Here is an 18,325-nt window from a genome sequence, read left to right as displayed (position 1 = left end):
CCCAGCCCTTTCTTGTGTTTGATTTTGATGTTTGTTGTTGCGTGTTTGGGGGGGGGTGGTTGGGGTGTTGGTGTGTTCGGCGCCCCCCCCCCCCCCCCCCCCCCCCCCCCCCCACCTCTCAAGCGAACACCCCGCGATCCACTACGCAATCTCAACAACCACCAACCCCATAGCCCTCTCCTGCTTATAACAGATCGATCTAAAACTCCCCGGTTGCATATAGGTCAGTTTCTTAAGGTACCCTGTAAGGGACACCACCTCCCCAACGGAAAAACCGGTAAGGACTTATGTGCGGATTAGCAGGAGAGTTACGTTTCACCCCCATCGATCAAGCCCCACGCCCGGCCGACCTGGCCGCGGTGGAGCGAATAACCCATCATCTGGCACCCCGCGGCCCCGACGCCTGGGGCTTCCATAGCCAGGGCCCGATCGCCCTCGGCCATCGCCGGCTGAAGATCATGGACCTGTCCGACGGCTCGGCCCAGCCGATGGTCGACAACACCCTGGGCCTGTCGCTGGCGTTCAATGGCGCCATCTACAACTTCCCCGAGCTGCGCCAGGAACTGCAGGACCTGGGCTATACCTTCTGGTCCGACGGCGACACCGAAGTGCTGCTCAAGGGCTACCACGCCTGGGGCGCCGCGTTGCTGCCCAAGCTCAACGGCATGTTCGCCCTGGCCATCTGGGAACGCGATACCCAACGCCTGTTCCTGGCTCGCGACCGCCTCGGCGTCAAACCGCTGTACCTGTCGCGCAACGGCGAACGCCTGCGTTTCGCCTCGACCCTGCCGGCACTGCTCAAGGGTGGCGACATCGACCCGGTGCTCGACCCGGTAGCACTCAATCACTACCTCAACTTCCACGCCGTGGTGCCGGCGCCGCGCACCCTGCTGGCCTATGTGCAGAAGCTCGAACCCGGCACCTGGATGCGCATCGACCGGCACGGTGAGGTCGAGCGCCAGACTTGGTGGGAACTGCAATACGGCCCCAACCCGGACGAGCGTGAACTCGACCTGGAAGGCTGGACCACCCGCGTGCTCGATGCCACCCGCGATGCCGTGGCGATCCGTCAGCGCGCAGCGGTCGACGTCGGCGTGCTGCTCTCCGGTGGCGTCGATTCGAGCCTGCTGGTCGGCTTGCTGCGTGACGTGGGGGTCGACGACCTGTCCACCTTCTCGATCGGCTTCGAAGATGCCGGCGGCGAGCGCGGCGACGAGTTCCAGTACTCCGACCTGATCGCCAAGCACTATGGCACCCGCCACCATCAACTGCGTATCGCCGAACACGAGATCATCGAGCAATTGCCCGCGGCCTTCCGCGCCATGAGCGAACCGATGGTCAGCCACGACTGCATCGCCTTCTACCTGCTGTCGCGAGAAGTGGCCAAGCATTGCAAGGGCGTGCAGAGCGGCCAGGGTGCCGACGAACTGTTCGCCGGCTACCACTGGTATCCGCAGGTCGATGGCGCCGCCGACCCTTACGCTGCTTATCGCGACGCGTTCTTCGACCGCAGCCACGCCGAATACCGCGACACCGTGCAAGCCCCGTGGCTGCTGGAAACCGACGCTGCCGGTGATTTCGTCCGCGAGCATTTCGCCCGCCCCGGCGCGCCGGAAGCAGTGGACAAGGCACTGCGCCTGGACAGCACGGTGATGCTGGTCGACGACCCGGTCAAACGTGTCGACAACATGACCATGGCCTGGGGCCTTGAAGCGCGCACGCCATTCCTCGACTACCGCCTGGCCGAACTGTCGGCACGTATTCCAGGGCGCTTCAAGCTGCCCGACGGCGGCAAGCATGTGCTCAAGCAAGCCGCACGGCGGGTCATCCCCCATGAGGTCATCGACCGCAAGAAGGGCTACTTCCCGGTGCCTGGCCTCAAGCACCTGGAGGGTGCGACCCTGGGTTGGGTCCGCGAACTGCTGACCGACCCGAGCCAGGACCGTGGCATTTTCAATCCGGCGATGATCGACCGACTGCTGAGCAACCCACACGGCCAGCTCACCCCTCTGCGCGGCTCCAAGCTGTGGCAATTGGCGGCCCTGAACCTGTGGCTCAGCGAACAAGGAATCTGACCGATGAAAGCCCATGAGATCGCTTACGGTCAGCGCCTGTTGCGCGGCCAGGCGCCGTCCTACGAGCGTCTGCAAGCGCGGCTGGCCGGCGATGGCAGCGAGCCGCACGACCAGCCGCGTGCCTTGCACTGCGGCTGGGGTCGGCTACTGATCGGCCACACCTACCCCGACCCGGCCACCCTGGCCGGGGAGCTGCTGGCCGAGCAGCCCGGCGAGCGTGACATCGCGCTGTACGTGGCCGCTCCCCAGCAATTGCTGGCCCAGGCGCCGCAACAGCTGTTTCTCGATCCTTCCGATACCCTGCGCCTGTGGTTCACCGACTACCGCCCGGCGCAACGGGTGTTCCGTGGTTTTCGTGTGCGCCGGGCGCACACCGAAGCAGACTGGCAGGCGATCAACACCCTGTACCAAGCCCGGGGCATGCTGCCGGTCGACCCCAAACTGCTCACCCCGCGCCACCTCGGTGGCCCGGTGTATTGGCTGGCCGAGGACGAGGACAGCGGCGCCGTCATCGGCAGCGTGATGGGCCTGAACCACAGCAAGGCCTTCGACGATCCCGAGCACGGCAGCAGCTTGTGGTGCCTGGCGGTGGATCCGCAGTGCACCCGTCCCGGCGTCGGCGAAGTGCTGGTGCGCCACTTGATCGAGCATTTCATGAGCCGCGGCCTGGCCTACCTCGACCTGTCGGTGCTGCATGACAACCGCCAGGCCAAGCGTCTGTATGAAAAGCTGGGTTTTCGCAACCTGCCGACCTTCGCGGTCAAGCGCAAGAACGGCATCAACCAGCAGCTGTTCCTCGGCCCAGGCCCTGAAGCGGAGCTCAACCCCTATGCACGGATCATCGTCGACGAGGCGTTGCGCCGCGGCATCGAGGTGCAGGTGGACGACGCCGTGGGCGGTTTGTTCACCCTCAGCCTGGGCGGCCGGCGCATCCGCTGTCGCGAGTCGCTGAGCGACCTGACCAGTGCCGTGACCATGACCCTGTGCCAGGACAAACGCCTGACCCGCCAAGCGCTGCACAATGCCGGTCTGCAAGTGCCGGCCCAGCAGTTGGCCGGCAATGCCGACGACAACCTGGCGTTTCTCGACGAGCACGGCTCGATCGTGGTCAAGCCGGTGGATGGCGAGCAAGGCCAGGGCGTAGCGGTGGGTCTGGAGTCCATCGAGGACGTCATTCAGGCAGTGGAGCATGCGCGCCAGTTCGATAGCCGGGTGCTGCTCGAAAGCTTCCATGCCGGCAGCGACCTGCGCATCGTGGTGATCGGCTTCGAAGTGGTGGCGGCGGCCATTCGTCACCCGGCTCAGGTGGTCGGGGATGGCAAGCACAGCATCGGTGAGCTGATCGAGGCGCAGAGTCGGCGCCGCCAGGCCGCCACCGGGGGCGAAAGCCGCATTCCGCTGGATGACGAAACCGAGCGCACCCTGCGCGCGGCCGGGCTGAGTTACGACGATGTGCTGGAGCCCGGTCGGCGCCTGGCCGTGCGGCGTACCGCCAACCTGCACACCGGCGGCACCCTGGAGGATGTCACCGAGCGTCTGCACCCGGTGCTGGCCGATGCCGCCGTGCGGGCGGCGCGTGCCCTGGAGATCCCGGTGGTCGGCCTGGACTTCATGGTGCGCGATGCCGAGCAGCCTGAGTACGTGATCATCGAGGCAAACGAACGGGCCGGGTTGGCCAACCATGAGCCACAGCCGACCGCCGAGCGATTTGTCGACCTGCTGTTTCCCCATAGCCGGGCCTTGGCGTGAGTCAATGAGGGCCTCTTCGCGGGACAAGCCCGCTCCCACAGGAACGCCACCGACCTTAAGGTCGTGAATTACCTGTGGGAGCGGGCTTGCCCGCGAAGAAGCCACCGCAATAATCGAGGAGTCCCCATGTCCGAACGACACCCCGAACCCGATCTCGAATACATGAAACAGGTGCTCCTGGAGATGCTCGCCATCCCCAGCCCCACCGGCTTCACCGACACCATCGTGCGCTACGTCGCCGAGCGCCTGGACGAGCTGGGCATTCCCTACGAGCTGACCCGCCGCGGGACGATTCGCGCCACCCTCAAGGGCCGGCAGAGTTCGCCAGACCGCGCCGTTTCGGCGCACCTGGACACCATCGGCGCCAGCGTACGCCAACTGCAGGACAATGGCCGCCTGGGCCTGTCGCCGGTAGGTTGCTGGTCGAGCCGCTTCGCCGAGGGCAGCCGGGTCAGCGTGTTCACCGATACCGGTGTTTATCGCGGCAGCGTGCTGCCCCTGATGGCCAGCGGGCATGCCTTCAACACCGCCATCGACCAGATGCCGATTAGCTGGGAACACGTCGAACTGCGCCTGGACGCCTACTGCGCCACCCGCGCCGACTGTGAAGCGCTGGGGATCAACGTGGGCGATTTCGTCGCCTTCGACCCCTTGCCCGAGTTCACCGAAAGCGGCCACATCAGCGCCCGCCACCTCGATGACAAGGCCGGTGTGGCCGCCCTGCTGGCAGCACTCAAGGCCGTGGTGGAAAGTGGCCGCCAGCCACTGATCGACTGCCATCCGTTATTCACCATCACCGAGGAAACCGGCTCTGGCGCCGCCGCGGCCCTGCCCTGGGACGTCAGCGAATTCGTCGGCATCGACATCGCCCCGGTCGCACCTGGCCAGGCCTCCAGCGAACACGCCGTGAGCGTGGCCATGCAGGATTCCTCCGGCCCCTACGACTATCATCTGTCGCGCCACCTGCTGAAGCTGGCCGAAGAGCGCGAGCTGCCGGTACGCCGGGATGTGTTCCGCTACTACTTCAGCGATGCCCATTCGGCCGTAACCGCCGGACACGACATTCGCACCGCCTTGGTAGCGTTCGGCTGCGACGCCACCCATGGCTACGAGCGTACCCATATCGACAGCCTGGCCACCCTCAGCCGTCTGCTGGCAGGCTACCTGCTCAGCCCGCCGGTGTTCGCCAGCGATTCGAATCCGACCAGTGCGTCGCTCGAACGCTTCAGCCATCAACTGGAGCACGACGCGCAGATGGAGAGCGACACGCGAGTGCCGCCGGTGGACAGTCTGGTGGGGAACAAGACCTAGACAGTCGTATTCGCGTAGGATGGCGCCATTCAACGAGACCTTGCCCACGCCCATGCTGATTCCCTACGACCAACTGCAAGCCGAGACCCTGACCCGCCTGATCGAAGACTTCGTCACCCGAGATGGCACCGACAACGGCGACGACACGCCCCTGGAAACCCGCGTACTGCGGGTTCGCCAGGCGTTGGCCAAGGGTCAGGCGTTCATCCTGTTCGATCCCGAGAGCCAGCAGTGCCAACTGCTGGCCAAGCACGACGTGCCCGGCGAACTGCTCGACTAAGGCTTGACCTTGGCTTTGAACACCTCTCCCGCCTTGATCCGCTGGTAGACCTCGCTACGGTGCACCGGCACCTCCCTCGGGGCGGTGATGCCCAGGCGTACCATGCCGTCACGCGACTCGACCACCATGATCACGATGTCGCCATCGATGACGATGCGCTCGCCCACTTCTCGCCCGATTACCAGCATGCTCCACTCCTCCTACCTGGGGAAAAAAGTGGAGGCTGCAGGGAGCAGGTGGGCTGACTCAACACCTCCAGAGCGAAAGAGACCGATCCCACGAAAGTAGGTAAAACAACCTACAGACGCGCCCTACAATCAGCGAGATTGGGCCTTGCCACGCATCTTCATGGCCATCTCCGCCATCTCGTCGTACAGCCGCTCAGGCGCCTGACGCTTGAGCATCCAGGCATCACGCCCGGCTTCATGGGGCAGGATCAGAAATTCGCCCGCAGCCACCTGTTGGTGAATGTAATCGGCGATCTGCGCGGCGCTGATCGGCGAACCTTGCAGCAGCTTGCCGACCTGGGCCTTCATCGCCGGGTCAGGGCCGCGGAAGGAGTCGAGCAGGTTGGTCTGGAAGAACGACGGGCACACCACGTGCACCGCCACTTCCAATTGCCGCAGCTCTACCAGCAGGCTCTCTGACAGCGCCAGCACCCCGGCCTTGGCGACGTTGTAGTTGCTCATGCCCGGCCCCTGCATCAGCGCGGCCATGGAGGCGATGTTGACGATACGCCCCTTGCTGCGTTCGAGCAGTGGCAGAAAAGCCTTGCAGCCCTTGACCACGCCCATCAGGTTGACCGCGATCTGCCAGTCCCAGTCCTCCAGCGACAGCTCGGCGAAAAAGCCGCCCGAGGCCACTCCGGCGTTGTTGACGATCACGTCGATGCCCCCGAAGTTCGCCTCGCAGGCCTGGGCCAGGGCGGTCAGCTGGCTGTAGTCGCGCACGTCGCAACGCTGGGTGAAGCCATCGCCACCGGCGGCGCGTACCTGTTCGAGGGTTTCGCGCAGGGCCGGCTCGTTGAGGTCGGCCAGCGCCAGGCGCCAACCCTCGCGCGCCCAGCGCAGGGCGATCTCGCGACCGAGGCCGGAACCGGCGCCGGTGATCATGATGCGGTTTTGCATGGTGGCAGGGCCTTGTCTTGTGGGGGTGTGGCTTGAGTCTAAACAAGGCCTGGGAGCGAAGCAGGATTCATCAGGGTAGTGAATGGGCAGCCATGACTCGCCGCAGCCAGCGAACAGGCCCGCACGACGCCACACAAAATGGAATCTTTCCCAAGCGGCGCCAGTCCGATTTATCAAGAGGCCAGCGATACCAGGCCCTTGACCCTCAACCACGCAAGGATTTCGCCATGACCACGATTCTCATCATCATCCTGATCCTGCTGTTGATTGGTGGCTTACCGGTCTTCCCGCACTCGCGCAGCTGGGGTTACGGCCCATCCGGCATCGTCGGCGCGGTGCTGGTGGTCCTGCTGGTACTGTTGTTGCTCGGGATGATATGACCCTGCCAGGTCCTGCCCGGCGTGGCGGTCGAGCTGCTGTTCGAGACGGCGCATGGCGTCTCCCATGGCACTGACCGCCAGGCCGAGCGCGGCCTGGTCGAACGGTTCGGCGTGGCAACAGCGCTCCACCTGTTCGCACAACGCCACCAGCGCCTCGAGCCGTGCAATGCGAGCGCATCCCTTGATGCGATGGGCCAGCGGCGCCAGGGCCTCAGGCTCATCGCCGAGGTTTTGCAGGCGCAACAAGTCTTCGTGGTTGCTGGCGCGCAAGTCGCCGAGCAACGCCCTGAGCGCGGCTTCGTCGTTGCCGACCAGACGCCGCAGGTGCGCAAGGTTGAGCAAGATCTCCTGACCACTGGCATGCCCCGTTGGTCGCACCCTGGCCAGGGCCTGGCTCAGGCTGTCGAGGTCCAGTGGTTTGAACAGGCACTCATCCATCCCGGCCTCGCAGCCGCGTCGGCGATCCACCTCTTGGGCGCTGGCGGTCAGGCCGATCAGCCGACAGCGAGGCCGCCTATGGCGTCGCTCATGCAGACGGATGGCCCGGGACAAGCCATGGCCATCCAGAATCGGCATGTTGCAATCGCTGATGACCACATCGAACGGCTGCTTGAGCCATAGACGCAGGGCCTGCGCGCCATCTTCCGCGACCTGGGAGCGATGCCCCAGATAGGCCAGTTGCTGCTCCAACAACTGCCGATTGGCCGGATAGTCGTCGACCACCAGCACCCGCAACCGTACGCCGGGTTCGACCTGCGCCACGGTTGGCCCTGGGGGTGGGCCGGTGCCTGGCAGCAACGGCAGCTTGAGCTGCACCTGCACCTCGGTACCCTCGCCCAATGTGCTGCGCACGAGCAGTTGGCCGCCCATCAGCTGGCAGAGCTTGCGACTGATATTCAGACCCAGACCGGTACTGGTGCGAGGCGACTGGCAATGGTTACTGGCCTGGCGGAACGGCTGGCCCAGGGCTGCCAACTCACTGGCGGCGATGCCGACACCACTGTCCTTGACCCGCAGTACGACATCGAGCTGCCCGTCTGCCGGCTGCGCCTGCAAGCTGACCAGGATCCGCCCACGCTGGGTGAACTTGATCGCATTGCTCAGCAGGTTGGCCAGCACTTGCTTGAAACGTAAAGGATCGAGCATGACTTCAGCCCCCACCGCCCCCTGGGACTGCATCTGCAGCTCCAGGCCCTTGCCGCGGGCCAACTGCTCGAACAACTGCACCACCCGTCCGACCAACTCGCTCACCCGCACCTGTTGCGGCGCAAGCTGCAAGTGCCCGGTCTCGATGCGGGTGATGTCGAGAATGTCGCCGATCAGCTCTTTGAGCCCGCGTGCCGCCTCGGTGGCGACCTCCAGGGCCTGATGATCGGGCACGCCCTGGGCCGCCTTGCGCTGGGCCAGTTCGAGCATACCCAGCACTGCATGCAGCGGCGTCCGTATCTCGTGGCTGATGGTGGCGAGGAACTCGGTCTTGGCCTGGTTGGCCGCGTCCGCCGCCCGCCTGGCCCGCCGCAACCGCACCTGCAGGCGGCGCAGATAGCGAATCCACAGCAAAGCCACCAGCAACAGACAGGACGCAATGCCGAAACCCAGCAGCACCTTGCTCCGGTGGCGTGACCAACCATTGTCGGGAACCACCATCGGGTTGCGCCAACGCCGGACCAGCGCGGCGGTCTCATGGGGCGTAAGGCTCAACAGCGCGCTGTCGATGATGCCCAGCAATTCGCTGGCACCTCGGGCGCCGGCCAGGGCGAAGTGCGCTGGCGGCACCGCCAGACTGGCACTGATCTGCAACTGCCCTGGATACCAGCGCGCAACCAGAGGGCGTGCGTCATCGAGGGTCAGCAGAGCAGCGTCGACCTGGCCATCGGCGACGGCGTGCAAGGCTTGCAGCGGGCTATGCAGCAAACGCTGGCGCACCTGCGGGTAACGCTCGTGCATCAGTTGCACCATGGCACTGCCCCAGACCAGCGCCACTTGCCTACCGGCCAGTTGCTCGAGGCTGGCCGGCGCTCGTGCGCCCGTGCGACTGACCAGCACCCGTGAAGCAGCGAGGTAGGCGCGACTGAAACCCAGGCGCTGTGCCAGGCTGTCGCTGTAGGGTAATCCAGCGATCAGTTGCGCCTGGCCCTGGGCCACCTGGCCGATCATCTGCTCGACCCCTGTCCCGGTCTGGACATCGAACTCCAGGCCCGTGCGCCGGGTGATCAGTTGCAGCACGTCCAGTGTGAGTCCCCGCAACTGACCCTTGCTGTCGCGGTAGCTCAGCGGCAGCAACTGATCATCCACCAGAACCCGCACCTTGGGATTGGCAGCCAGCCAGCGCCGCTGATCCGCAGTCAAGCGCACCGTCCGGGCCGAACGCACCAGGCTCGCCTCCGGGCTCCAGCGTTTCTGGATGCGCGCGCGTTGGTCCGCGCCGATATCGTTCAGCACCGCCTCCACCAACCGCGCCAGTGGCGTGCCGTTGTCGAGTATGGCAAAGCCAAGCCCCTGCCCCGGCAGACCGGCCTCGCCGATTTCCTCCACCCCGCTGAACGGGCTGCGTCCCTGCAGGTAGCGTGCGATGAGGGCATTGCCCAGGTACAAGTCGGCTTGACCGAGGGCCAGTGCGGCCAAGGCACTGAAGGCGGTGGGATGCACCTGCAGGTCGGCGCGGGGGAAGTGCTGGTTGACCTGCTCGGCGCTGCGATAGCCGTCGACCATCACCAGGCGCAGCGGTGCCGGTCCCTCGCTGACCGCCGACCGCTCCTGGGCCAGCAGCACCGGCAGGTCTTCGGCATACGGCGACGAGGGACGCAAGCCAGCCCGCAACGCCTGCTCGGTGGTGACCGAGCCAAGCAGGTCGACCGTGCCCTCGCGCAACGCCGCGACCGCCGCGTCGAACGAGCCGAACACCTGCACCTGCAGGTCCAGACGCAGGTGTTCGGCCAGCAGCTTTGCATAATCGGCGGTGATGCCTTCGTAGGCGCGTCCAGTGCCAAGGATATCCAGCGGCGGTTGATCGTTGCCCAACACGCCAAGGCGCAACACCCGCTGGCGCCACAGCCAGCGCAGATCACCGCTGCTCGGCTCGGCGGGCGCCCCCTCGAAGACCGCACGACCGTGGACCTGCGGCGCCGCAAGGACGGGCATGGCATACACACAACACAGCACCAGCAGCCAGATTGCACGCACGGTCAGATCAGTTGGTTGCGACGAGCGAAATCCGCCAGGTCGATCAGGGAGTTGAGGCACAGCTTTTCCAGCAGACGCCCCTTGTAGGTACTGACCGTCTTGTTGCTGAGCAGCATGGCGTCTCCGACGGCCTTGTTGCTCAGCCCGCGGGCCAGGTGCTGCAGGATCATCAGCTCACGGTCGCTGAGCCGGGCGATGCGCTGTGCATCGGTGGCGCGCCGCTCCTGGCTGTTCACCGAACTGCGCGGCACGTCCGGGAAATAGGTGAAGCCCGACAGCACCGCGCGCACCGCCTTGCTCAGCTCATCCAGGTCGTTGGTCTTGGACACGAACCCGGCAGCCCCGGCCTGGATGCAGCGCAGGCAATAGGCTTCGGCCTGGTGCGAGGTCAACACGAGGATCTTCACCGGACGCTCCAGGCGCTGGATCCGCGCGATGACTTCCATGCCATCCAGCCCAGGCAGACTGATGTCGAGGATGACGATGTCCGGCGCCAGTTCTCGGGCCATGTGCACCGCCTCCATGCCATTGGCGGCCTGACCGATGACTTCCAGGCGCTCGCGGCGCAACAGCGTGCACACCGTGGCACGGATGAAAGGATGGTCGTCGACCACCAATGCTCTGTTCATGCATGTCCTCGCTTGGCTGACACCTGGAGGCACCGGAGGTCAGCCCTCCAGCACCATGGCTTTGCGGTTGGCGCCTTCGTGCAGCTCGAACTGATGCACCTTGGCGGCCTCGCCTTCGAACCTGCGGCTACGACCGGGCAGCAGGTGGTGCTTGGTGGCCGGTTCACATTGCTGGTCGAGGCTCTGGCACTGGCGGAAGTGATCGAGCACCACGGTCGTGTTGCCTTGGTTGCTCACGGTCAATGCGCCGGCCTTGCGGCTGACCGAGGTCTGGTAGCGGGTGTCGTCGGGGCGTACGAACAACAGGGTGCCGTAGCCCGCCAGCAGGTTGACGCCTGCCTTGAGGCTGTCGCGGTAGTCCTGCGCCTGCTGGTCATCCACGGCAAAACCATCGCCCGTCTCGGGCAGCACCGGAATGAACCGTAGCCGGTAGTAACGCTCCCGGTCGCGTTGCCCCCGGTACAACAGGCGCACCGCCTGCATGCCATGGGCCGGCACGATCAGCCGTGCGGGGCTAACCACCAAACCCCGCTGCGCCATGGCCAGCCCGTCCACGGGCACTTCACGGGGCGGGCCTTCGCCTTCGTAGACCAGTTCGACCACGCTCACCTTCACGAAGGCGGTGGCATCACCGCCGTTGCGTATGCGTTTGAGCAAGGTGCTCCTGCCTTCTTCAAGGTAGTCGTACAGCCCGCCGACGTTAAGCTCCGGCCCTGCCTGTGCCAGGCAAGGCGTCAGCGCAAGGCAAAGCACTCGCAACAGCTTCATCCGTTCATTCTCCAAGACGGCCATCCTTGATAGCCAATCAACATCATCGCGCGCATTGTGATCACAATCCGTGCACACAAACTGCAGGAAACGTCCCTATCTCTTGTCGAAATTTCCTAATGACAAGTCGCACCGCTATATATCTGCCTCGAACACCACCGTGACCAAGCCCTGGTAGTGGCTGCCCGGGTGGGCGAGCATGGGCGGCACACTGCTACCGGCGATCTCGAAGTGCAGTTGGCCCGTCTGCCGCCATACAGTGGTGACCGGCTCGATGAGCAACGCGGCGGGCTGGCGCGTGGGAATCAGCAACCGCTCGATAGGACGGCCGCTCTGCTGCAAGCCCCTCGGCAGGGTAAGCGAGACGTCTACGCCAACCAGGTGCCCTGCACTTTCACGAATGCCGCATTGATCGCCCAATTCGTACTCGCAGCGCTTGTAGACCCGCATAGGCCCGGTAGTCGAGATTCGCAGCGGCAGGTCGCGATAGAGCTTGCCTGGCGTACCGCGTCCGCCCAGCCAGGCCATCCAGCCGCCCGGGGGTTCGAGCACGGCCCGGTCAGAGCCAGCCGGGAACTCGAGATAGAGATCGTGTTGTACGTCCAATTCGAAATTGATCGTCAGCCGCGTATCGTTGAGATCAGTGACCGCATTGCCGAAGTCGAAATCCCCGCCTGGACCAATGGTGTAGTCCAAGGAACCCCGGTAGATGCCCTGTTGCATACCCACAGGGCGCGGCATGTTCAGCCTGAACCGGACACCGAAACTCTTGACCGTCACCTCAGCCGTCTGGCGAATGTTCCAGATGTTGTCATAACAGGCCTCAGGGGCCATGGGCTGCTTGAGCTTCCAGAGAAACAGGATTTTAGAGTTGTAGCGCACGGATTCGATATGATCGCATCCGCCCTCCCCTTGGGCCCACATCGAATTGGACAGGAAAATCAGTTCCTGGTGGATATCCGTGAAGCTGAAGTCGATGCGGTAACTGCGGCCCGTTTCATTGACCACTTCCACGGTTCGCCCAGCTGGCATTTGCACGTAGTGACGGTTACGAAAATCGCTGTCGTTACCGACGTTGTACTTTTGGTACGTGATGGGCAGGTCGAGCACGGCGAAGTACGGGTCATCCGTGCAGCGGTGTGGCCAGATCGCGCAAAAAGTCGCACGTGGCGTCATGTTCTCGAATCGCCCAGCAGGATCACCACGATAGCGCATCAGTACATCCACCTCGACCGCGCTGCCGTGCAGGGGCCATCCACCACAGAGCAGCACGAGCCAGAATACCCACCAGTGTACGTTGAACATTTTCAAGTATTGCTCCCCTTTACCGTCCCTTGCGCCTTCGCCACACCCTCAGGCCGGCATGACACATCCCCTGCCAGCAATACATCGCCTTCTCGCGTCAGATGCTTGAAGTCCAACTCCAGCAGGCACACGGCAGTACCGCCCTTGCGCACCTCCAGCGTGGGCTGCGATTCGCTCATTTCCACGGCAAAATGCCCACCCGCCTCGCTCACGCTGCGGCTGGCATGGTTGATGACCTGCGCCCCATGCATGGGTTGGCCGTGGCTGTCGAGCAAGCGACCGAGCACCGTTACCGTGCGCATCACGCGCAAGGTGCGATACCCCACAGCGCCACGGTTGAGGTGGTAGTCGAAACTGCTAGGCTGGATCACTGCAGCGGCCTGCTGGTCTTGCTCGAGGTCGAACTGCACATAGCCAGACTTGTAGACGCTCACCGGCACCAGGTTGCGCCCCGGATGGAGGGTGGCGCTCAGGCCATGTTCGTCATCGGCGCGCAATTGCAGACCATCGATATCACTTTCGACATCCACGATCAGCCCTGCATCGTGGGCCATGTACTGCCCGGTGACCGCGACCTTGCCTTCGCCAACAGCGAGGATGCTCTGCAGATTGAGGCCGCCACTGACCTGGCCGTTCCAGGAAGAGCGTTGCGCATACGCGTCGCCCTGCAAGGCCTCGCTCTGGAATTGGGCATTCCCACCAATCCCAGCGCCGTAGCGATCTACCGTGGTCGAAGCCCCCACGCTGCGCAGCGCTCCCATGTCGACATCACGCTGGTAGGACAATGAAGCGTTATGGTCGCGCCCTCCGTCATAACCGGTGCGGCTGCCGATACTGGCGGCAATGCGCTCGCCCGGATCACCCAGGCTCATGCTCAGCGCAAGGTTGACGCCACCGCTGCGCGCATCGCCACTGCTGCGCGTGCCTGGGCGATCGAACAGGCTCAGGCGCCAGTTGGCATCGGAACCCAACAGCTTGCCGTAGTAGGACCAACCCAAATCGACACCCAAGCCATTGGCGGCGCCGGAGCTATGGGCAAGGCGCACGGTCGCGGTACTGCGATTGTCGAGACGGCGGGTGAACAGCAATGAGGTCTGGCTCTGTTCGCTATAGCGCACCACTTGGCTGTGCGTGGGGCGGCTGACAGACTCCAACCATGAACGGCTGTGGCTAAGCACCAGCGAGCCAAGTTCGTGGCTGTGAATGACCTGGAAGTCATAGCCGTTGCCCTGGTTCTGGGTACGGTAGACGTTGCCGTAGAGCTTCAGGCGGTCGAGCACGTCCCAATCCAGGGACGTGCCATATTGCAGGGCCTCATCCACCTTTTGCACGGAAAGGCCCAGGACCGCACGGGGGTGCAGCAGGTAATTGCTCAACACCCCGGCACTCAGGCTGTCATCATGCCGATCATCCCAATTGCTCAACAGGCTGGTCTGCTGTCCCAGGTACAGGTTGTAGCGCCAGCGGCTGTCGGGGTTGCGCCAACTGCTGGGCTTGTAGACGAATTCGTCGGTGCGGGCGGTTTCCTGGCCATCTTCCAACAGACGTACTTCTACCTGGTAGATGCCGCCGGGCAGTACCCGGGTGTCCAGCGCCTGCAAGCCGGGCTGTACCGACTGGCTGTTGATCAACACGCCATTGCGGTAGATCTCCACTACGCCAGTGCGGTTGGGCGTGACGTAGATCGGCGTGGAACTGGGCTGGCCATTGTCGATCAGCAGGCTGTCGCTACTGCCGAACATGAGTCCAAGCGTGGTATCGGGACTTTGCCCCAGCAGCCGTGGCTGACGGGTGAGGCCTTGGGCGCCGGGGGTGAAATAACCCAGACGAAAAAAATGCTCATCGTGCAGGCGCTCGGCGTACAACTGGCTTACCCGATGGCGGGTTTGCTCGCCTGCGATGCTGCCTTTGTCGGCCTGCGCATCGGCCAGGGTCGTCCACTGGCCCAGGCTTGCCTGGCCTTGCAACGAGTACATGCCACTGGTGTCGCGGCCATCGCTGACCACGTTGAGCTGGTTGCGCAGTAGCATGCCACTGCCCTGCTCCGGCAGGGCATGGTAACGGGGACCCTCACCACCCAGTTCAGCGGCATGGGTCAGCAGTGACAACTGCGAGTTGACCAGGCTGTAGTGAATGGCTCGCAGCCCGTCCGGGCAATTTCGTTGGCAGTTACCCAATGGGCGCCCCGCCGCCAGGCGCTCCTGCCAACGCCGGCGCAAGGTCTCTGGCTCACGACTGTCGTAGTGGTCGGTGAACTCCAGCAGTTGCACGCGCTCGTCGCGGCTGAGCACCACCATGGCATCGCCCAGGTAGCGGCCATCCAAGTCGACCCGCACTGCCAGGGGCACGTCGAAAAAGTGTTCCTCGAACTCGCGCGGCAGCCCCTGGGCCTGGCTGACTACCCCCATGGCGGTGGGAGCCGGCTCGGCTGCGACTGGCAGCACGGTAAGGCTGGCTACAAGCAGCAACGTTTTTGTAGATGCAGAAAAGGGCATTACCGTACCTGCAGACGATATCCGCCCTCACCCCCGGGCATTGCCAGGAGGTGAAGGTGGATAACGAAGGATGAAAAGGAAGGTATGCAGCCAGATCAGGGCGCAGCGGTTTCAAACATCATGCTGACCAGGCCTTGGTAGATGCCTGGCTTGTAGCCACCGGCCGGTACTTGCGGCGCGACTTCGAAGTCGACGACCGCACCTGGGGCGGCCTGGACATCGGTCAGGATCTCGGTAGCGCTGGTGGTCAGTACCGTGTCGCCGATCTTGACGTCCAGATCGATGGCGTTCAGACCACTGCTGACCACGGCTGGCGACAGCAGGTGAGCGGTGATCGGGCCGATGGTGCTCTTGGCCTGCAGTTGCTTGCGCACGGGGGTCAGACTGCCTTGAAACGAGTTCCAGGCCATGTCTTGCGGGTCGTTCATCCAGTTGCCACCGACCGGTTCGACGTAGAAAGCAGCGGTGGGAACGGTGGCGGTGATCAACACCTGTTTCTCGATCGGGTCGTCGGCCATGGCCGGGCCGGCGGCGAGCACAGCAAAGGGAAGTGCCAGCATGAGTGCTTTCACGAATGAATCTCCTGGAAACCTGTAGACATAAGCTTTGATTGACGGTCAATCAGGCGCATTGCCGTTGACAGGGCGGATTATTCGCAATTACCCACATAAGTAATACGGGAACCCTCTGAGCGAGTTGTTGAAATTTCCTAGCGAAGCCTATTCGGTAGAGCCCAGACAGCGAAACGCCCCGACAAGCGGGGCGTTTCGCTCAAGCGCTAGAGCAGGTCAGTGAGATACCGCCCCGCTGGCCCCCAGGCCAGTCTGCGAACGCACGAACTGCGGGAAGAACAGCGCACGTTCCTCGTCGGCCGCCTTGGACTTGTCGGTGATCGAGAAGAACCAGATTCCGACGAAAGCGATGAGCATCGAGAACAGCGCCGGGTACTCGTACGGGTAGATCGGTTTCTCGTGGCCGAGGATCTGCACCCAGATGGTCGGACCGAGGATCATCAGCGTCACCGCACTCACCAGGCCCAGCCAGCCGCCGATCATGGCGCCACGGGTGGTCAGTTTCTTCCAGTACATCGAGAGCAGCAGTACCGGGAAGTTGCAGCTGGCGGCGATGGAGAAGGCCAGGCCGACCATGAACGCGATGTTCTGCTTCTCGAACAGGATGCCCAGGCCGATCGCCAGCACGCCAAGGGCGATGGTGGTGATCTTCGACACGCGGATCTCATCCTTGTCGTTGGCCTTGCCCTTGCGCCAGACGCTGGCGTACAGGTCGTGGGAAACCGCCGAAGCGCCAGCCAGGGTCAGACCGGCGACCACCGCCAGGATGGTGGCGAAGGCCACTGCCGAGATGAAGCCGAGGAAGATGCTGCCACCCACGGCATCGGCCAGGTGCACCGCTGCCATGTTGTTGCCACCCAGCAGGGCGCCGGCGGCGTCCTTGAAGTCTGGGTTGGTGCTGACCAGCAGGATCGCGCCGAAGCCGATGATGAAGGTCAGGATGTAGAAGTAGCCGATGAAGCCGGTGGCGTACAGCACGCTCTTGCGCGCTTCCTTGGCGTCACTGACGGTGAAGAAGCGCATCAGGATGTGCGGCAGACCCGCGGTACCGAACATCAGTGCCAGGCCCAGGGAGAACGCCGAGATCGGATCCTTGACCAGACCGCCCGGGCTCATGATCGCCTCGCCCTTGCTGTGTACCTTGATCGCCTCGGAGAACAGCGTGTTGAAGTCGAAGCCGACGTGCTTCATCACCATCAGCGCCATGAAGCTGGCACCGGAGAGCAGCAGCACGGCCTTGATGATCTGTACCCAGGTGGTCGCCAGCATGCCGCCGAACAGCACGTACAGGCACATCAGGATACCTACCAGGATGACCGCGACATGGTAGTCGAGGCCGAACAGCAGCTCGATCAGCTTGCCGGCACCGACCATCTGGGCGATCAGATAGAACGCCACCACCACCAGCGAACCGGAAGCCGAGAGGGTGCGAATTTCCTTCTGACCGAGGCGGTACGAGGCGACGTCGGCAAAGGTGTACTTGCCCAGGTTGCGCAGGCGCTCGGCGATCAGGAAGAGGATGATCGGCCAACCGACCAGGAAGCCGATGGAGTAGATCAGACCGTCATAGCCAGAGGTGAACACCAGGGCGGAAATACCCAGGAAGGAAGCTGCCGACATGTAGTCGCCGGCAATGGCCAGCCCGTTCTGGAACCCAGTGATCTTGCCCCCGGCGGCGTAGTAGTCCGCCGCCGACTTGTTGCGCTTGGAGGCCCAGTAGGTGATACCGAGGGTGAAGGCCACGAAGGCCACGAACATGGCGATTGCCGAGAGGTTCAGCGGTTGTTTCTGCACCTCGCCGGTGAGCGCATCGGCGGCCCACAGGGCGGGTGCGAAAACGCTGCAGGCCAGGGCGGCCAGGGTTTTGGAATGGCGAATCATTGTTGCGCCTCCTGGAGAATGGCCTTGTTCAGCTCATCGAACTCGCCGTTGGCGCGGCGCACGTAGATGGCGGTCAGGACGAATGCCGAGACGATCAGGCCGACGCCCAGGGGAATGCCCCAGGTGATCGACGATCCAGGGCTGAGCTTGGCGCCCAGAATCTGGGGACCGTAGGCGATCAGGAGGATGAAGCCGCAGTACAGGCCGAGCATGATCGCCGAGAGAATCCAGGCGAAGCGTTCACGTTTGCTGACCAGCTCCTTGAAGCGCGGGCTGTTTTGTATCGAGAGGTAAATGCTGTCGTTCATTGTTTTTGTCCTAGCAGCACAGATCAGGGAGAACCCACTGTCACTTTATGCTGCCTTCGGACGCCAACCAGACGACCTTAGTCTTATATGTAAGAGTGTTTTGCAGGATTGGTAACAACAAAAAGGCTCTTCACGGAATGTTGAGAAAGAGAGGGGGATGGGTTTAGCGGCATTTCGGAGGGCGCCAGGTGCTTGTCTTGAGGAGTGAGGCGGCGCTCGATCTCACAGGCGCCAAATACCTTACGGCAGGCATTAAAAGGCC

14 protein-coding genes and 1 pseudogene are annotated in these 18,325 nt (G+C 63.6%); 5 read left to right on the top strand and 10 right to left on the bottom strand.

Going from position 1 to position 18,325, the window contains the following annotated elements; all coding sequences use genetic code 11:
• Positions 1-287 precede the first annotated feature (287 nt).
• From KY379_RS24620 to KY379_RS24605, 4 genes are all read left to right on the top strand, one after another.
• Complete coding sequence (locus tag KY379_RS24620; RefSeq protein WP_261241839.1) at positions 288-2,075, top strand: N-acetylglutaminylglutamine amidotransferase; 1,788 nt, start codon at positions 288-290, stop codon at positions 2,073-2,075.
• 3 nt (positions 2,076-2,078) lie between these two features.
• Positions 2,079-3,824 (top strand): N-acetylglutaminylglutamine synthetase, encoded by a 1,746-nt coding sequence (ngg, locus tag KY379_RS24615; RefSeq protein ID WP_133331015.1) that lies wholly within the window; start codon positions 2,079-2,081, stop codon positions 3,822-3,824.
• Positions 3,825-3,950: 126 nt separating this feature from the next.
• A complete protein-coding gene (locus tag KY379_RS24610; RefSeq protein ID WP_133331017.1) occupies positions 3,951-5,135 on the top strand; it encodes an osmoprotectant NAGGN system M42 family peptidase in 1,185 nt (394 codons plus the stop codon).
• A gap of 52 nt (positions 5,136-5,187) precedes the next feature.
• Positions 5,188-5,415, top strand: coding sequence for a YheU family protein (locus tag KY379_RS24605; RefSeq protein ID WP_261241843.1), 228 nt, complete (start codon positions 5,188-5,190; stop codon positions 5,413-5,415).
• On the opposite strand, the gene KY379_RS24600 is transcribed toward KY379_RS24605, so the two are convergent.
• Both KY379_RS24600 and KY379_RS24595 read right to left on the bottom strand, forming a co-directional pair.
• On the bottom strand, positions 5,412-5,603 hold the full coding sequence (locus KY379_RS24600; RefSeq protein WP_133331019.1) for a carbon storage regulator: 192 nt from the start codon (positions 5,601-5,603) through the stop codon (positions 5,412-5,414). The genes KY379_RS24605 and KY379_RS24600 overlap by 4 nt on opposite strands.
• Before the next feature lie 129 nt (positions 5,604-5,732).
• Positions 5,733-6,542, bottom strand: a complete 810-nt coding sequence (locus KY379_RS24595) for an SDR family oxidoreductase (RefSeq protein WP_133331021.1) — start codon at positions 6,540-6,542, stop codon at positions 5,733-5,735.
• 227 nt (positions 6,543-6,769) lie between these two features.
• Here KY379_RS24595 and KY379_RS24590 point away from each other — a divergent pair, with 227 nt between their 5' ends.
• Positions 6,770-6,922 (top strand): DUF3309 family protein, encoded by a 153-nt coding sequence (locus tag KY379_RS24590; protein WP_065862157.1) that lies wholly within the window; start codon positions 6,770-6,772, stop codon positions 6,920-6,922.
• Positions 6,923-7,015: 93 nt separating this feature from the next.
• Here the strand turns inward: KY379_RS24590 and KY379_RS24585 are convergent.
• From KY379_RS24585 to KY379_RS24550, 8 genes and pseudogenes are all read right to left on the bottom strand, one after another.
• Positions 7,016-10,063, bottom strand: a pseudogene (locus tag KY379_RS24585) (transporter substrate-binding domain-containing protein); the annotation flags it as partial.
• Positions 10,064-10,107: 44 nt separating this feature from the next.
• Positions 10,108-10,734, bottom strand: coding sequence for a response regulator transcription factor (locus KY379_RS24580; protein ID WP_133331026.1), 627 nt, complete (start codon positions 10,732-10,734; stop codon positions 10,108-10,110).
• 39 nt (positions 10,735-10,773) lie between these two features.
• A complete protein-coding gene (locus tag KY379_RS24575; protein WP_261241835.1) occupies positions 10,774-11,502 on the bottom strand; it encodes a molecular chaperone in 729 nt (242 codons plus the stop codon).
• A gap of 135 nt (positions 11,503-11,637) precedes the next feature.
• Positions 11,638-12,813: a hypothetical protein gene (locus KY379_RS24570; protein WP_261241834.1), complete on the bottom strand. Its 1,176-nt coding sequence runs from the start codon at positions 12,811-12,813 to the stop codon at positions 11,638-11,640.
• Positions 12,810-15,302 (bottom strand): TcfC E-set like domain-containing protein, encoded by a 2,493-nt coding sequence (locus tag KY379_RS24565; protein ID WP_409977298.1) that lies wholly within the window; start codon positions 15,300-15,302, stop codon positions 12,810-12,812. The genes KY379_RS24570 and KY379_RS24565 overlap by 4 nt, the downstream gene beginning before the upstream one ends.
• Positions 15,303-15,397: 95 nt before the next feature.
• Positions 15,398-15,874, bottom strand: a complete 477-nt coding sequence (locus KY379_RS24560) for a fimbrial protein (protein ID WP_261241833.1) — start codon at positions 15,872-15,874, stop codon at positions 15,398-15,400.
• A gap of 216 nt (positions 15,875-16,090) precedes the next feature.
• Complete coding sequence (locus tag KY379_RS24555; protein ID WP_133331034.1) at positions 16,091-17,755, bottom strand: cation acetate symporter; 1,665 nt, start codon at positions 17,753-17,755, stop codon at positions 16,091-16,093.
• Positions 17,752-18,063, bottom strand: a complete 312-nt coding sequence (locus tag KY379_RS24550; RefSeq protein ID WP_133331036.1) for a DUF485 domain-containing protein — start codon at positions 18,061-18,063, stop codon at positions 17,752-17,754. Before KY379_RS24550 ends, KY379_RS24555 begins: the two co-directional genes overlap by 4 nt.
• Positions 18,064-18,325 lie beyond the last annotated feature (262 nt).

The organism is Pseudomonas sp. HD6422 (assembly GCF_025377065.1).
Taxonomy (GTDB): Bacteria; Pseudomonadota; Gammaproteobacteria; order Pseudomonadales; family Pseudomonadaceae; genus Aquipseudomonas; species Aquipseudomonas putida_U.
Note: the sequence above shows the minus strand (reverse complement) of the source record. Positions and strands in the feature narration are given on the sequence as shown.